The 15,414-nt window shown below is 72.7% G+C and carries 15 protein-coding genes; 8 read left to right on the top strand and 7 right to left on the bottom strand.

Features of this window, described 5'->3' with window-relative positions; translation table 11 throughout:
- Positions 1-9 precede the first annotated feature (9 nt).
- From ACTMTF_RS03170 to ACTMTF_RS03155, 4 genes are all read left to right on the top strand, one after another.
- A complete protein-coding gene (locus ACTMTF_RS03170; protein ID WP_441109119.1) occupies positions 10-1,071 on the top strand; it encodes a C39 family peptidase in 1,062 nt (353 codons plus the stop codon).
- A 3-nt stretch (positions 1,072-1,074) separates the two neighbouring features.
- On the top strand, positions 1,075-2,931 hold the full coding sequence (locus ACTMTF_RS03165; protein WP_441109118.1) for a prolyl oligopeptidase family serine peptidase: 1,857 nt from the start codon (positions 1,075-1,077) through the stop codon (positions 2,929-2,931).
- Complete coding sequence (locus tag ACTMTF_RS03160; protein ID WP_441109117.1) at positions 2,928-4,190, top strand: M20/M25/M40 family metallo-hydrolase; 1,263 nt, start codon at positions 2,928-2,930, stop codon at positions 4,188-4,190. Before ACTMTF_RS03165 ends, ACTMTF_RS03160 begins: the two co-directional genes overlap by 4 nt.
- 63 nt (positions 4,191-4,253) lie before the next feature.
- Positions 4,254-4,838: a TIGR03086 family metal-binding protein gene (locus ACTMTF_RS03155; protein ID WP_441109116.1), complete on the top strand. Its 585-nt coding sequence runs from the start codon at positions 4,254-4,256 to the stop codon at positions 4,836-4,838.
- Between the two features lie 65 nt (positions 4,839-4,903).
- Here ACTMTF_RS03155 and ACTMTF_RS03150 read toward each other — a convergent pair whose 3' ends face one another.
- From ACTMTF_RS03150 to ACTMTF_RS03125, 6 genes are all read right to left on the bottom strand, one after another.
- Positions 4,904-5,866, bottom strand: coding sequence for a hypothetical protein (locus ACTMTF_RS03150; protein WP_441109115.1), 963 nt, complete (start codon positions 5,864-5,866; stop codon positions 4,904-4,906).
- Positions 5,863-6,744, bottom strand: a complete 882-nt coding sequence (locus ACTMTF_RS03145; protein WP_441109114.1) for an ABC transporter ATP-binding protein — start codon at positions 6,742-6,744, stop codon at positions 5,863-5,865. The genes ACTMTF_RS03150 and ACTMTF_RS03145 overlap by 4 nt, the downstream gene beginning before the upstream one ends.
- Positions 6,741-7,133 (bottom strand): GntR family transcriptional regulator, encoded by a 393-nt coding sequence (locus tag ACTMTF_RS03140; RefSeq protein ID WP_397000468.1) that lies wholly within the window; start codon positions 7,131-7,133, stop codon positions 6,741-6,743. Before ACTMTF_RS03140 ends, ACTMTF_RS03145 begins: the two co-directional genes overlap by 4 nt.
- 62 nt (positions 7,134-7,195) lie before the next feature.
- Positions 7,196-7,939, bottom strand: coding sequence for a DUF427 domain-containing protein (locus tag ACTMTF_RS03135; RefSeq protein ID WP_397000470.1), 744 nt, complete (start codon positions 7,937-7,939; stop codon positions 7,196-7,198).
- Between the two features lie 42 nt (positions 7,940-7,981).
- Positions 7,982-8,569: a hypothetical protein gene (locus ACTMTF_RS03130; RefSeq protein ID WP_441109113.1), complete on the bottom strand. Its 588-nt coding sequence runs from the start codon at positions 8,567-8,569 to the stop codon at positions 7,982-7,984.
- A 209-nt stretch (positions 8,570-8,778) separates the two neighbouring features.
- A complete protein-coding gene (locus ACTMTF_RS03125; RefSeq protein WP_397000474.1) occupies positions 8,779-9,246 on the bottom strand; it encodes an adenylyltransferase/cytidyltransferase family protein in 468 nt (155 codons plus the stop codon).
- Between the two features lie 158 nt (positions 9,247-9,404).
- Between ACTMTF_RS03125 and ACTMTF_RS03120 the strand changes: the two genes are divergently transcribed.
- Positions 9,405-9,845, top strand: a complete 441-nt coding sequence (locus ACTMTF_RS03120; protein WP_441109112.1) for an ATP-binding protein — start codon at positions 9,405-9,407, stop codon at positions 9,843-9,845.
- 32 nt (positions 9,846-9,877) lie between these two features.
- On the opposite strand, the gene ACTMTF_RS03115 is transcribed toward ACTMTF_RS03120, so the two are convergent.
- Positions 9,878-10,849, bottom strand: coding sequence for a response regulator transcription factor (locus tag ACTMTF_RS03115; protein ID WP_441109111.1), 972 nt, complete (start codon positions 10,847-10,849; stop codon positions 9,878-9,880).
- A gap of 211 nt (positions 10,850-11,060) precedes the next feature.
- Here ACTMTF_RS03115 and thrS point away from each other — a divergent pair, with 211 nt between their 5' ends.
- From thrS to ACTMTF_RS03100, 3 genes are all read left to right on the top strand, one after another.
- Positions 11,061-12,236, top strand: coding sequence for a threonine--tRNA ligase (gene thrS, locus ACTMTF_RS03110; RefSeq protein ID WP_441109110.1), 1,176 nt, complete (start codon positions 11,061-11,063; stop codon positions 12,234-12,236).
- Between the two features lie 92 nt (positions 12,237-12,328).
- Positions 12,329-14,467 (top strand): TRAP transporter permease, encoded by a 2,139-nt coding sequence (locus ACTMTF_RS03105; protein WP_441109109.1) that lies wholly within the window; start codon positions 12,329-12,331, stop codon positions 14,465-14,467.
- Entirely contained in the window at positions 14,464-15,405 is a 942-nt protein-coding gene (locus ACTMTF_RS03100; protein WP_441109108.1) for a TAXI family TRAP transporter solute-binding subunit, read from the top strand. Before ACTMTF_RS03105 ends, ACTMTF_RS03100 begins: the two co-directional genes overlap by 4 nt.
- Positions 15,406-15,414: the final 9 nt, after the last annotated feature.

Genomic DNA, 15,414 nt, shown 5'->3' with positions numbered 1-15,414 from the left:
CGAACCACAATGGTGCCGGTGCTCACCGTCGACCTGGCCGAAGTGGCCTTCACCCGCTTCACCGTGCCCGCCGGGGGCACGGTGTGGACGAGCGACGAGCACCCGATCGGTTTCGCCGCGACGCAGCTCGTCGCCTCGTGGACGGCGCGCACTCCTCCCGGCTCCTGGATCGAGGTGGAGTTGCGGGCCACGACCGCGCCGGGGAGCCGTACCAAGTGGTACGTGATGGGCCGGTGGTCCGCGCACGGCCGCCCGCGCACCTCCGTTCCCGGGCAGGGCGACCGGGACGGCGACGTGGCGGTGGACACGTTCGTGGCGCGGCGGGCGGTGGTGGCCTATCAGGTGCGGGTCACCGCGCACGGCGAGGGCGCGCGGGTGGACTGCCTGGGCGTGCTGGCCTCGGCCGTGCCGCCCCGGCCGGTGACGCCGAGCGCCTCCGCCACGGCGGGACCGGTCCAGCTGGTGGTTCCGGCGTACTCCCAGCACGAGCACGCCGGGCATCATCCCGAGTACGACGGCGGCGGCGCCAACTGGTGCGGACCCGCCGCCGTCGCCATGGTGCTCGCCTACTGGGAGCGCGGTCCCGCGCCGGCCGAGCTCGGCTGGGTGGGGGACGGCGACCCGTGCCCGGCGGTCGACCACGCGGCGCGCGGCAGCTACGACACCAGCTACCAGGGCACCGGCAACTGGCCGTTCAACGTCGCCTACGCGGGGACGTACGGGCTGGCGGGGTTCGTGACGAGGCTGCGGTCGGCGGCCGAGCTGGAGCGGCTGGTGCGCGCCGGCATCCCGGTGATCACCTCGCTGTCGTTCCGGTCGCATGAGCTGCCGGGCTCCGGGTACTCCACCAGCGGGCACATCATGGTCGTCACCGGCTTCACCGCCGGGGGCGACATCCTGGTCAACGATCCGGCCGCGCCTGGGGGCGGCGCGGAGGTGCGCAGGGTCTATCCGCGTGCCGCGTTCGAGAACGTCTGGCTCAGGAGCACCGGCAGCGGAGGCAGTGGCGGCATCGTGTACGTCCTGCATCCGCCTGAGTTATCCCTGCCCCCATCCGACGGCAATTGGTGAAATATGAGCATTCGACCGATCGATGTGGCGCGCACGGACGGCGGCCCCCAGTGGGTGGAGGCCGTGGCCACGCCCGACGGTGTCGAGGTGTGGTGGGACGAGCCGCGCCCGCACGAGGGCGGCAGGCGGTGCGTGGTGCGCCGGCTGCCCGGCGGCGACCGCGTCGACGCCCTGCCCACCGGGTGGAACGCGCGCAACCGGGTGATCGAGTACGGCGGCCGCTCGTGGCGTCCCCTGCCCGGAGGCGGCCTGGTCTTCACGAACTGGGCCGACCAGCGTGTCTACCGCCTCGACGGCGGTGCCCCGGTGCCGCTCACGCCGGCCGGCCCCGCCCGCTACGCCGACCTCTACCTGCCGCCCGGCCGCGAGGAGGTGTGGGCGGTGCGCGAGGTCGAGGACGTGCGCGACCTGGTGGCGATCCCGCTCGGCGGTGGTCCGGTCAGGCGGATCGTCAGGGCGCAGCACTTCGTGATGAACCCCCGCCTGTCCCCCGGCGGCGGCCATCTGGCCTGGATCGGCTGGAACCACCCGGCCATGCCGTGGGACGGCACCGAGCTGTGCGTCGCCCCGCTGGACGCGGACGGGGTGGCGGGCCCGCACGAGGTGGTCGCGGGCGGGCCGCAGGAGTCGGTCGTGCAGGCCGAGTGGCGCGACGACGACAGCCTGTACGCGGTCACCGACCCGACCGGCTGGTGGAACGTGCACGTGATCGGCAGGGACGGCGCCCGTGGCCGCAACCTGACGCCGATGGAGGCTGAGTTCGGCGCCGCGCCGTGGAAGCCCGGCCTGGCCTGCCTGGCGGTGGCGGACGGGCGGCTGGTCGTCGTGTACGGCACGGCGGACCGCCGCCGCCTGGGTGTGCTGGACCCCGACGGCGGGGAGCTGCGGGAGATCGGCGGCGAGGCGACCTATTGGGCCTCCACCGTGTCGGCGGCCGGCGGGAAGGTCGCGGCCGTGGCCGCCACCCCGTACACGCCGCTGGAGGTGGTGCTGGTGGACCTGGATGGGGGCGGCGGGCGCGAGGTGGTGTCGGCGCCGAAGCCGCTGCCGCCGCGTGAGCTGCTGCCCGACCCGGAGCCGGTGACCGTCGAGGGCGTGCACGCGCACCTGTATCCGCCGGCCGGGGCCGAGGGCCCCGCGCCGTACGTGATCTTCGCGCACGGCGGGCCCACCGGCAGCAGCCCGGTCGTGCTCGACCTGGAGATCGCCTACTTCACCAGCAGGGGCCTCGGCGTGGCCGTGGTCAACTACGGCGGCTCCACCGGCTACGGCAGGGCCTACCGGGAGCGGCTGCGCCACCAGTGGGGCGTGGTGGACGTGCAGGACTGCGCCAAGGTGGCGCGCGGCCTGGTGGAGCTGGGCCGGGCCGACGCCGCCAGGATCGCCATCCGGGGCGGCAGCGCCGGCGGCTGGACGACGGTGGCGGCGCTGGTGCACAGCGACGTGTTCGCGGGCGGCGTCGCCCACTACGCGATCACCGACCCGGAGAGCTGGGCGGCGGAGACGCACGACTTCGAGTCCCGCTACCTGGACGGCCTGATCGGCCCGCTGCCGGAGACCCGGCAGCGCTACACCGACCGCTCGCCGCTGCTGCACGCCGGCCAGGCGTCCGGGCCGTGCCTCATGCTGCACGGGCTGGAGGACGCGATCGTGGACGTCGGCCAGGCCGAGCGGTTCGTCGCCGAGCTGGACAGGAACGGCAAACAGTGGGCCCTGCTCACCTATCCGGGCGAGCAGCACGGCTGGCGCAGGGAAGAGACCATCGTGGCGGTGCTGGAGGCCGAGCTGGCCTTCTACGGCACGCTCTTCGGGTTCGACACACCCGAGGTGGCGCCGCTCAAGCTGGAGGGAAGCGCGTGAAGAGCGTCGCGGAGATCTGCTCGGACCTCATCAGGTTCGACACCACCAATCCGGGCTCGGGCGAGCGGCCGGCCGCCGAGTACGTGGCCACGCTGCTGGCCGAGGCGGGGCTGGAGCCGGAGGTGTTCGAGGCGGCGCCGCGCCGCACCACCGTGGTGGCCCGGATCGAGGGCGACTCCCCCGACGCGCTGCTCATCCACGGGCACCTGGACGTGGTGCCCGCCGACCCCGCCGAGTGGCGCACGCACCCGTTCTCGGGCGAGATCGCCGACGGCTGCGTCCACGGCCGGGGCGCGGTCGACATGAAGGGCTCGTGCGCGATGACGCTGTCGGCCGTGCTCGGCCTGCGGGCGCTCGGCGTGCGGCCCAAGCGGGACGTCGTGCTGGCGTTCCTGGCGGACGAGGAGGCGACCGGCGACTACGGCTCACGGCACGCGGTGACCGAGCACCGGGAGCTGTTCGACGGCGTGACGCAGGCGATCAGCGAGTCCGGCGGCTTCAGCGTCGCCTCCGGCGAGCACCGGGTCTACCCGGTGGCGGTGGGCGAGCGGGGCACGGCCTGGATGAAGCTGACCGCGCACGGCGTGGCCGGGCACGGCTCCAGGCCCGCGGTGGACAATCCGGTCGCCACGCTGGCGCACGCGCTGTCGCGGGTGGCCGCCCACCAGTGGCCGATACGGCTGACGCCGTCCGTGGCGGCGCTGGTCCAGGGCCTGTCGGAGATCACCGGCACACCGATCGACCTGGACCGCCTGGACGAGGAGGCGGCCCGGCTGGGCGCGCTGGGCCAGCTGTTCGAGGGCCAGATCCGCAACTCGGCGAACCCGACCATGCTGAACGCCGGCTACAAGGTGAACGTGGTGCCCTCGACCGCCGAGGCGCACGTGGACGGCCGTTACCTGCCGGGCCTGCGGGAGGAGTTCCTGGAGACGATCGACGAGCTGCTCGGCCCGAAGATCGTCCGCGAGTTCGTCAACCTGGAGGACGCCCCGGCCGCGCCGTACCCCTCGGCGTTCTTCGACGAGCTGGCCGGCTCGCTCGTGGCCGAGGATCCGCTGGCCAGGCCGGTGCCGTACGTGATGAGCGGGGGCACGGACGCCAAGTCGTTCGCCGGGATCGGCATCGAGGGGTACGGCTTCGCGCCGCTCATGCTCCGGCCCGACCTGGACTACTTCGGCATGTTCCACGGCAAGGACGAGCGGGTCCCGGTGGAGGGCCTGGAGTTCGGCACTAGGGTGCTCACCCGGCTCCTCACCTGAGTGGAACAAATCATTCCGTTCTGATAGAGTGGTGTCAACGGAAAACGCCGAAAGGGGCCAGTCATGACATCCGGGTGGACACTGCTCGACAACGCGCACGAGGCTCTTCGCACCGTCGTGGGCGACGTGCCCGCCGACGCCTGGGAGCTCCCCACGCCCTGCGCCGACTGGAACGTCACCCAGGTGCTCCAGCACGCCGCGGGCGACCAGATCGGCTACGCCGCCTTCCTCACCGGCGAGCCCGGCCCGGAGGAGAACCCGTTCGCGCCCTCCGGCACCCTGCCCGCCGACCCGGTGGCGTACGCGGCGGACGCCATGGCGCGCTCGGCCAAGGCGTGGGCGAGCGTCGACAGGGCCGCGGCCGAGGTGCCGGTGCCGATGCCGCCGAACAGGATGACGCCCGAGCTGGGCGCGGGCGCCTGCGCGCTGGACGCCGCGGTGCACGCGTGGGACATCGCCGTGGCCACCGGCCGCCCTTCGCCGCTGACGCCCGAGCTGGCGGCGGGGCTGCTGCCGGTGGCGCGGGCGACCGCCGAGGTGGTGCGCGGGTTCGCCTACGGCCCCGCGCTGGCCGCCGAGACCGGGGACGACGAGGTCGCGACCCTGCTGCGGTACCTGGGCCGCGACCCTCACTGGGCCCGCTCCTGAGCGAGCCGCACGGCCTGGCGGCCCGAGGAACGGGCCGCACGGGTCCGCGGCTCGCGCAGGGCCCGCTAGGCCGTGCGGCGTAGCGTGCGCAGCACGGCCAGCCCGCCCATCGCCCCGGAGGCGAGCAGGAGGATGCCCGCCTCCGTCCACTGGAAGCGCCAGAACATCGCGGGCGGGTGGTAGGAGACGGCGTAGCCGTACCCCTTGCCGAACAGGCACCTCTCCCACGCCTCGGTGTTCCGGCTGCTTCGCCCGGCGTCCACCCGGCGCGGGCAGACCTCCGCGCCGGGGCTGTCGACCTCCCGGCCCGCCGGGTCCACCCACGTCGCGCCGACCAGCCGCGCGTCCGGATCACCGAGCTCGGTGGTGCCCGAGAGCACCACCCGCTCGGGGGTCGCGTAGTGGTCGCTCAGCGCGAACAGCGTGAACATGGTCACCGCCACCCCCGCGACGACCACCGCCATCGCCGGCATCGTGCGCCGGAGCACGGTCCCGGCCAGCGTGCCGAAGGCGAAGGCGTACAGCCACCACACGGCCGGCGCCACGCCGACCATGTTGAACACGCCGATGTTGCCGAACGACGATTCGATCCCGGCCCGGAACACCGGCCGCCACAGGCTGACCATCAGCGACAGCAGCAGCCCGCCGGCCACCACCGCGCCGCCGAGCACCGCCAGCTTGACCGCCAGCCAACGCCACACCGGCACCGCCTGGGTCCAGGCCAGCCGGTGGGTGCCCCGCTCGTACTCCCTGCCGAGCAGCGGCGCCCCCCAGAACGCGCCGATCAGCGCCGGCAGCACCAGCGGCATCCAGCCGAAGATCGAGTAGATCGCGTCGTACCGCTCCCCCAGCGCCACCTCCAGCGGGGCGCACGCGGGCGCGCTCCCGGGGCAGCCGGGCGCGGCGTGCTCGGAGACGTACAGCGTGGCCTCGATCGCCGACCCGAGCAGCAGCAGCGCGAGCGCGGCCAGGAAGGCGGCGGTCAGCAGGATCTGCGCCCGGTGCTGGCGCCAGGTGAGCCAGATCATCGGCCCACCGCCGCGAGTCCCGGCAGCGCGGCCGACTCGGGGCTGCGCAGATAGCCCATGACGAGCTCGTCCAGCCCCGGCCGCCGCGCCTGCCAGCGCGGGTCCAGCGGCGGCTCGCCCCTGACGAGCAGCCTGACCTGCCGCGCGGTGCGGCTCTCGGCGACGACCTGCACCCGGCCCGGCCCGGCGAGCCCGGCGGGGCCCGTCATGACGAGATGCCCGGCCAGCAGGTCCTCGATGTCGCCGCTCACCTGCAGCCGCCCGCCGTTCAGCACGACCAGCCAGTCGCAGGTCCCCTCCAGATCGGAGACCACGTGGGACGACAGCAGCACGCTCAGCCCGTGCTCGGCCACCTCCGCCATGATCGCCCGCATCACGTCGTGCCTGGCGACAGGGTCGAGGTTGGCGAGCGGTTCGTCCAGCACGAGCAGATCGGGGGTCCTGGCCAGCGCGATGGTCAGCGCCACCTGCGCCTGCTGCCCGCCGGACAGCCGGCCCACCTTGCGGTCCAGGGGGATGCCCAGCCCGGCCAGCCGATCCAGCGCCGCCCGCTCGTCCCACCGGAGGTTCGTCCGGCGGCCGAAGGTGAGCATCTCCGCGACGGTGAACGTCTCGTACAGCGGCTTGTCCTGGGCCACGAACGCGGCCTGTCCCCGTACGACCACCCTGCCCCGGGCGGGGGCGAGCAGCCCGACGGCGGCGTGCATGAGCGTGGTCTTGCCCGCCCCGTTCGGCCCGACCAGCGCGGCCACCCGTCCGGCGGGGAGGGCCAGCGAGCAGTCGCGCAGCGCCCAGCCGCGCCGGTAGCGCACGCCCAGCCCGGTCGCTTCCAGCACTGGCGCTCCCAGCACGGGCGCCTCGGGCGCGGGCGGCCTCACGCGACCCCCTCACGCGCCGCGTCGGCCAGCACCGCGCCGAACAGCGTCCGCAGGTCCTCCTCGTCCAGCCCGGCCTCCCGCGCCTGCCGCACCCACGCCTCGAGCCCGCGCCGCAGGCGGGTGTGGTCGGCCAGTGTCCCGCCGGCGAGGCCGCGCTCCACGAACGTGCCGAGCCCCGGCTTGCCCGCCACCAGCCCCTCACGCTCCAGCTCCCGGTAGGCCTTGAGCACGGTGTTCGGGTTGATCGCCAGGCTCTCGACGACCTCCCTCGCCGTGGGCAGCTTGTCACCCGGCCGCAGGGTGCCCAGCCGCAGCGCCTGCCTGACCTGGTGGACGAGCTGGAGGTACGTGGACACCCCCGAACCCCTGTCCAGCTGGAACTCGATCACCAATACACCCTTTCACTATTTGAATAGTGAAAGGGTGTTGGATGCGGGCCGGGTCTGTCAACTCAGCCGAACTTGGTCTTCGGCCGCTCCTCCAGCTCGCCGTCGACGTAGATGTCGAGCTTCTCGTTGTAGAAGGCGATCAGGCCCGCGACCCGCTCGCTCTCCGGCAGCGGGGTGCGATAGGACCACGCCAGGTCCTCGCGCCCGTTGACCGACCAGTACTCGGCGCTCCCCTTGTACGGGCAGTGGGTGACGGTGTCGGTGTGCTCCAGCAGGTCCAGCCGGACGTCGGTCTTCGGCAGGTAGTAGCGGGCCGGCAGGCCGGTCTCGAAGAGGATCCTGGCGGCGCGCGAGTCGGCCACCGTCACCCCGTCCACCTCCACCCGGACATGACGCGAGCTCGGCAGGATGTCCACGCGCGTGTACGGGTCACGCGCGTGGAAGTAGACCTGCTCGTCCTCCTCGAACCAGGCGTCCATCGCCTCCCAGTCGAAGCGCACATGCCCCCGGATGTCCTCCAGCGGCGACTCCGGATAGGTCAGCGCCGCCTCCGGCGCCTCCACGCCCCCGGACGTCACCGTGTGGACGACGCCGTCGCCCCTGCTCGGCGAGTGCTTGGTCGTGTCCGTCCGCTTGAGCGCCGATTCCTCGACGTCCTGCAGCGGGAAGTAGTAGACGGGGTAGTAGGGGACCTCCCACACCAGCAGCGCGCGGGTGGTGTCGGCCACCACCCGGCCACCGAGGTAGGTCCTGACGCGCTTGGCCGAGCGCTCGACACGCACCCGGCCGCGGTTCGTGGCATCCATGCTCGCGGAAACCCCCGCCCGCCCCCCGCTATTCCGCGCCCGCTACTCCATCCCGAACGCCGCCAAGGTCCCCCAGGTCACCAGTGCCCCGACCAACGCCCCGGCGGCCACCTGGGCCGGGGTGTGGTGGGCCAGCCGCACCCGCGCCCAGCACACCAGCGCCACCGCCGCCGCCCCGGCGGCCAGGGTGGGCAGGGCGGGCAGCACCTGCGCCAGCACCACGACCGTGCCCGCGGAGACGGCGGCGTGGAAGGAGATCTTCCAGCGCAGCGTGACCGGGATGGTCACGGTCAGGGCGGCGAGCATCGCGGTCACCGTGGCCACCAGCAGCCTCGGCGCGCCCAGCACGGCCAGCACCAGCAGCGCGAACAGCACGGCCGCGACGGCGGCGAGCAGCGGGCCGGTCCGGCGGGCCCGGTCGACGATGTGGTGGGAGTCCAGCCGCCCCGACTGCACCCCCACGGCGATCACCGCGGCGGGCACCCCACCGCACAGGGCGGAGGCCAGCAGCCCCCACGCAGCTCCGGGCCACCCCTGCGCGATCAGGCCGACGGCAGGCGGCATCGCGATCACGAGCACCTGGGGAGCGAGCAGGTCGGTGACCTTCCGCGCCAACGAGTCGGCCATCATGTCAGGAAAGATTACGCGATCATGCCCGCCCAGCCGGTCGCCCGGCCCCCACGTCGTGTCGCGCTCCGGACGCGCGCCACCACCCCTGTCGGGTACGGACGCCGCACCACCCCGCGTCGCCCTCGCAGACGCCAGGCACCGGCCCACCTCGTCCTGAGAACGCCGGGCACCGATCACCATCCATCGCCCCTCGGACTGCGGGGCTGCCTTCAGCCTTTGCCGGCGGCGTTGACGATGCGGGTGGTCGAGCGGTCGGGGATCGCCTCCAGTTCCCAGCACTCGGCGTCCAGGAGCGTCGCGGCGGCGTGGCGGGCGGCCGCGTGGGGGTCTCCCACCGTGTGCGCGAGCGCGCCGGGCCGCATCGGGGCCAGCAGGTCGATGTAGTCCTCGGGCCCGTGCGCGTCCGGCGGTCCTGTGACGATGAACACCCCGGTCACGAACCGCAGCGCCGCCATCACCTCAGCCCGCTCCGGCGCCGGGTTGAAGGGCCGCGACGGCCCCTTCCAGGCCCGCACCCTCGGATCGTCCTCGATCCCGACGACCAGCGGCCGGCCGCGCGCGGCGACGGAGCTCAGATAGCGCACGTGTCCCACGTGCAGGATGTCGAAGACGCCGGTCACGACCGCTGCCCCCGGGTGGTCGTACCGCTGCACCCAGACGGCCTCCAGGCTGCTCACGCAGGCACTCCTCCTAGTCGACTCGTCGATCGCAGCGTACTCGGTCCACCCGCACGGTCGTACGGGCGACCTTGAGAAAGGGCATTCCTACCTTTTCGCGATAGTCCCTGGCACCGGTCTGGCGCGTCTCATGACGTCGCCGTCATCAGGGGGTCGCCGTGACACCGTCCTCGCCAGAGACCATCGACCCGGGCTCCCACCGGCTCGAACTCCGCTTCCCGGGAATCCCGTCCCAGGTGGCGAGGGCGAGGAGTCTGGTGACCGCCGTGCTCGGGCGGGACCATCCGCTGCACGACGACTGCGTGCTGCTCACCAGCGAACTGGCCACGAACGCGATCCTGCACTCCCGGTCGGGGGCCGGGGGCGAGTTCACGGTCACCGTGCTGGCGGCCCGGGACGTGGTGCGGGTGTGCGTGGAGGACGCGGGCTCCGAGGAGCCGCCGTGCGCCTGCCGTGCCAACGCGCAGTCGACCGGCGGGCGGGGGCTGCCGCTGCTGGAGGCGCTCAGCCACCGCTGGGGTTTCACCCGGGGCGGGGGCAGGACGGCGGTCTGGTTCGAGTTGCCGCTGGTGACGGTCCCGGCGGGGTGGGCCGTCTAGACGAGGCTGGGCCGTCCAGGGAGGTGGGCCGTCTAGACGTCCAGCCGGCACAGGCCCTCGGCGAGCGCCTTGGTGGTGAGCCGGGTGCGGCTGTCGCAGCCGAGCTTGGCGAAGATGTGCTCCAGGTGGGTCGTCACGGTGCGCACGCTGAGCACCAGGGCGGCGGCGATCTGCGGGTTGGAGTCGCCGGCCGCGACCCGGGTGAGCACGTCCACCTCCCGGCCGGTCAGGTCGTACGGCAGCGAGCACGGCCGCTCGGCCACCACCGCGCCCTGCAGCGCGCCCTGGAAGCCGACGCCGGCCCGCAGGAGCCGCGTCTCGTGCCACTGGCCGCGCGGGTCGAGCCAGAGGCCGTGCCGGTTGAGCTCGCGTGAGTCGATGAACGCGCGGGCGTAGCCGGCCATCGCGGGGTCGTCCCACAGCGCCGCCGAGGTGTCCAGGCCGGGCACGTCGCGGCGGGTGCCCACCCGGTCGAAGGCGACCGCGCGGAACCCGGCGGGCAGCCCCACCGGGTCGATCACGCAGGTGGCCAGGTCGGTGACGTGCGCCAGCATCGGGCTCGCGGCGGCGATCAGCGCGGGCGTGACGTCCGCGAAGGCGTCCCTGGTGGCCAGGTGCAGCAGGCCGGTGTAGCGGCCCTCGGCCAGGAACAGCGGCGCGGTCAGCCCGGCCCGCCAGCCGTAGGGCGCCAGGTGGCGGCGGAAGTAGCGCTCGGTGCCCGGCTCGGGCATCGTCACCGGCTCCCGCGTGGCCATGGCCGTGCGGTAGGCGTCGAGGCCCGCGTACTCCTCCGCCGCGTCGCCGTCGATGCGCGCGTGCCCGTCGGAGGAGACGCTGTGGTGGCGGCCGGTGGCGGGGTCGAAGGCGACGAACTCGTACGCGTCGAGCGGCACGACCCGGCGCAGCGCCGTCATCGCGCCGTGCGCCCCGCCGCCGCCGGCGACCTGGTAGCCGACCTCGGCGAACGCCCGCAGCTGGCGGAGGTTCAGGGTGATCTCGGCCACCGGTTCTTTATATCATTTTGACCTTTTGTTGGTGATTTTGTGCGGTGGCGAAATTCGGCAGCCGAAGCGGGACCTCCGGTGCTAGCGTCGCAGGCATGCAGCGCGCTTACGTCACGACGACGCCGGACCCTGTCCCGGCGCGCTGATTCCTGCTCCCCGGGCGAACGCCCGGGGACATCGGCCGTTCGCCCCTTCCACCCAAGGGATGATCATGAACGACCACCGCAGGCTCGGCCGTGAGCTCGGCCTCTTCGGCACCGACCCGCTGATCGGCTCCGGCCTGCCCTACTGGCTGCCCGCGGGCGCGGCCGTCCGCAAGGCCATCGAGGACTACGTGCACGAGCTCGAACGCCGGCACGGCTATCAGCACGTCAACTCGCCCGTGCTCGGCAAGCGGGAGCTGTACGAGAAGTCGGGGCACTGGGCGCACTACGCCGAGGACATGTTCCCGCCGATGATGGTGGGCGGGGAGGAGTTCGTGCTGCGGCCGAGCCTGTGCCCGCACCACGCGCTGATCTACCGCTCCCGGCAGCGCAGCCACCGCGACCTGCCCCTGCGCATCGCCGAGATCGGCGGCATGTACCGCTCCGAGCTGTCGGGCGTGCTCGGCGGGCTGACCAGGGTGCGGGCCATCCAGCTCAACGACGGGCACACCTTCTGCGCGCCCGAGCAGGCCGCCGCCGAGGTGTCGGCCGCACTCGACCTGATCGAGGCCGCGCACGCCCAGCTCGGCATCCGGGCCGTCCGCTACCGGCTGTCGCTGCGGGGCCAGGGCGCCAAGTTCGTGGACGACCCCGGCATGTGGCAGCGCTCGGAGGCCGTCCTGACCGAGGTCCTGAAACAGCGCGGGCGCGACTTCGACGCCGAGCCCGGCGAGGGCGCCTTCTACGGCCCGAAGATCGACATCCAGATCGCCGACTCCGCCGGGCGCGAGTCGACCTTGTCGACCGTCCAGGTGGACTACTACCAGCCCGGCCGCTTCGACCTCGGCTACGTCGGCGGCGGCCGGCCCGTCATGGTGCACCGCAGCGTGGTCGGCGGCCTGGAGCGGCTCATGGCCCACCTGATCGAGGTGCACGCCGGCGCGTTCCCCGCCTGGCTGGCGCCTGTGCAGGCGGTCGTGCTGCCGCTGTCCGACGCCGAGCTGCCCGCCGCCGAGGATCTCGTACGGCGAAGCGTCGCGGCGGGGCTCAGGACCGAGTTGGCTCCGGCCGGCAGAGGGACCCTCGGCGCCCGGATCAGAGCCCACCGGCTGGTGCCGTACCAGCTCGTGGTGGGGCCGCGCGAGGTGGCGAGCGGACAGGCGTCGGTGCGGTCGCGCGACGGCGGCCAGGAGGGGCCGGTGCCGCTCGCCGAATTGGCCGATCGGTCCAGGCCACGATTTTAAGCCGGGCAAATAATCAAATAAAGGTAACAGAGGCTTCCCACAGGCAGTAAAGGGCTCTTAAATTGCCCCAACGCCCTGTCGGGAGGAATCACTTGACCGAGCTCAGTGACCGGGAGGCGGAGCTGGTCTCCGCCCACGAGCAGGAACGGCCCGCCCGCCGGCTACCCGACCGCCTCCGGCTCGGCGCCTGGATCGTGGGCGGATCGCTGTCGGCGTACTCGATCGCGGTGGTGTTCTACCCGGTCGAGGCGCTGCAGCACCGGATGACCTTCCTGGCGGTGGCGCTGCCGCTGGTTTTCCTCAGCTACCGCTCCGGCCTGGGGCCGGCGATCCGGCGCCTGCGCGAACGCCGCGCCGGCCCGCCGGACGCGGCAGCGACCGCCCTTCGCGACGCGGACGCGACGGTGGAGACCGTGCCGGCAGCCCGCGATACGCGGGCGACCGTGCCCGTGGCGGTGAGCGAGGAGCCGTCGGCGACCGTGCCCAGGGTGGCCGGTGCGGAGCCGCCGGCCACCGCGCCCGCGGCGGCGGGCGGGGCTCGGTCGCGGGTCGAGTGGCCGACCGTCGGGGACTGGCTGCTGGCGGCGGCCTCCCTGGCGGTGCTGGTCTATCCGCTGCTCGGCATCGACGCCTTCCGCGACCGGGGCTCGGGCGCGGCGCTGAGCGAGCTGGACGTGGTGGCGGGGGTGGTGCTGACGGCGCTGCTGCTGGAGGCCGTACGACGAACCGTCGGATGGGCACTCACCCTCATCTGCGCTTTTTTCCTGGCGTATGCCTATTTGGGTGCATATTTGCCGATTGACTGGACTATTGGTCACCGAGGATTCGACCTTGACCAGATCGTGTCGCAGCTGTATACGGGCACCGAAGGCTTTTTCGGCGTCCCCTTGCAGGTGGCGGCCAGCTACATCATCCTTTTCACCATCTACGGCGCCGTCCTCGACTTCTCCGGCGCCAGCAAGTTCTTCATCGACCTGAGCTTCGCCGCCTTCCGCAAATCCCGCGCCGCCCCCGGCCGCACCGTCACCACCGCGGGCTTCCTGCTCGGCACCGTCTCGGGGTCGGGCGTGGCGACCACGGTCAGCCTGGGCAGCGTCGCCTGGCCGGTGCTCAGGCGGGCCGGCTACCCGAAGGAGCCGGCCGGCGGCATCCTGGCGGCGGGCGGCATCGGCGCGATCCTGTCACCGCCCACGCTGGGCGCGGCGGCGTTCATCATCGCCGAGTACCTCCGGGTCAGCTATCTGGAGGTGCTGGTCTACGCGACGATCCCGACGATCCTGTACTACCTGGGCATCTTCCTGGCCATCGAGATCGACTCGCGCCGCTTCGACACCCACGCCGTGGCGGTGGACGCGCCGCGGGCCGGGAAGCTGCTGCTGCGCTTCGGCTACCACTTCAGCTCGCTCATCCTGATCGTCGTGCTGATGGCGCTGGACCGGTCGGCGTTCCAGTCCGTGGTGATCGCCACCGCCGTCGCGTTCGCGCTGTCCTTCCTGGACCCGGCGCACCGGATGACCCCCGGACGGATCGGCCAGGCACTGGCCAAGGGCACGCTGGAGGTGCTGCCGGTGACCGCGGTCTGCGCGGCGGCGGGCATCATCGTCGGCGTCATCACCCAGACCGGGCTCGGGCTCAACCTCAGCTCGATCATCGTGGACGTCGCGGCGGGCAACCTCATCCTCACCACGGTCATGTCCGCCGTGGCGGTCCTGCTGCTCGGCCTGGCGGTGCCGGTGACGGCGAGCTTCATCATCGCGGCGGTGATCATCGCCCCGGCGCTCACCACGCTCGGCGTGAGCCCGGCGGAGGCGTACATGTTCGTGTTCTACTACGCGGTCCTGTCGGAGGTGAGCCCGCCGACCGCGCTGTCGGCGGTCGCGGCCTCCGCGATCACGGGCGGCAACACGTACAAGACCATGATGATGACCTGGCGTTACACGCTGCCGGCCTTCTTGGTGCCGTTCGCGTTCGTGCTCACCCCGAACGGACAGGCGCTGCTGGGTCAGGGGCCGATCACCGTCGTGCTGCTGATGGCGGCGGTCTCGGCGGTGGCGGTGGCGGCGCTCGCCATGGCGACCGGCGGGCTCAGCGGCCCGGTGGAGCGGCTGCTGGCCACGGTCGCCGCGGTGCTGCTGCTCTTCCTCGAACCCGTCCCGATCGCCGCGGGCATCGTCGTGCTGGCGGTCGCGGCGGCCGTACACCTCATCAGAAGAAGGAGAGTCCAAGCGTGAAGCGGATACTGGCGCTACTCGGCGTGGCCGTCCTGATCGCGGGCTGCGGCGGCGGTGCGGGCGGGTCGGGCAACCGGCTGTCGATCGCCACCGGCGGCACCACCGGCGTCTACTACGTCTACGGCGGCGGGCTGGCCAAGCAGCTGTCCGCCAACATCGCCAACACCCAGGCCACCGCCTCGGTCACCTCCGCGTCGATCGAGAACATCAAGCTGCTGGCCACCGGCAAGGCCGACATCGGCTTCTCGCAGTCCGACACGGCGGCCGACGCCGTCAACGGCACCGGCTCCTTCACCGAGAAGCAGCCCGTCAAGGCGCTGGCCCGCATCTACGACAACTACGCGCACGTGGTGGTCGCGCCGGGGATCGCCGCCGATAAGGTGGCCGACCTGAAGGGCCGGACGGTCTCGCTCGGCCCGCCGAACTCCGGCACGCAGGTGGTGGCCAGGCGCATGCTGGAGGCCGCCGGGCTCAACCCGGACAGCGACATCAGCAAGCAGCAGCTGTCGATCAACGAGTCGGTGCAGGCGGTGAAGGACGGCACGATCGACGCGTTCTTCTGGGTGGGCGGCCTGCCCACGGCCGGGGTGGTGGACCTGGCGACGACCAGGTCCGACATGAAGATGCTCGACACCGCCGACGTGCTCGCGAAGATGCAGGCCGAGCACGGCGAGCAGTACGTCGGCCTGGACATCGACATGAGCGTCTACAAACTGGACGGCACGATCAAGACCGTCGGGATCGCCAACGTGCTGCTGGTGCCGGACAAGATGAACGAGCAGCTCGCCTTCGACATCACCCGGACCCTGTTCGAGAAGAAGGCCGAGCTCGTGGCCGTGCACCCGGAGGCGAGCAAACTCGACCCGGCCCTCGCCCAGCAGGTGCAGCCGGTGGCGCTGCACCCGGGCGCGGCCAGGTACTTCAAGGAAAGAGGCTGAAACAAGGGG

It is taken from the genome of Nonomuraea sp. ZG12, assembly GCF_052068115.1.
Lineage (GTDB): Bacteria > Actinomycetota > Actinomycetes > Streptosporangiales > Streptosporangiaceae > Nonomuraea.
Note: the sequence above shows the minus strand (reverse complement) of the source record. Positions and strands in the feature narration are given on the sequence as shown.

Bases quoted from the DNA above. Each gene is read 5' to 3' on its own strand.
- ACTMTF_RS03170 (WP_441109119.1), top strand. From the start codon at position 10: ATGGTGCCGGTGCTCACCGTCGACCTGGCCGAAGTGGCCTTCACCCGC.
- ACTMTF_RS03165 (WP_441109118.1), top strand. From the start codon at position 1,075: ATGAGCATTCGACCGATCGATGTGGCGCGCACGGACGGCGGCCCCCAG.
- ACTMTF_RS03155 (WP_441109116.1), top strand. From the start codon at position 4,254: ATGACATCCGGGTGGACACTGCTCGACAACGCGCACGAGGCTCTTCGC.
- ACTMTF_RS03150 (WP_441109115.1), bottom strand. From the start codon at position 5,866: ATGATCTGGCTCACCTGGCGCCAGCACCGGGCGCAGATCCTGCTGACC.
- ACTMTF_RS03135 (WP_397000470.1), bottom strand. From the start codon at position 7,939: ATGGATGCCACGAACCGCGGCCGGGTGCGTGTCGAGCGCTCGGCCAAG.
- ACTMTF_RS03130 (WP_441109113.1), bottom strand. From the start codon at position 8,569: ATGATGGCCGACTCGTTGGCGCGGAAGGTCACCGACCTGCTCGCTCCC.
- thrS (WP_441109110.1), top strand. From the start codon at position 11,061: ATGAACGACCACCGCAGGCTCGGCCGTGAGCTCGGCCTCTTCGGCACC.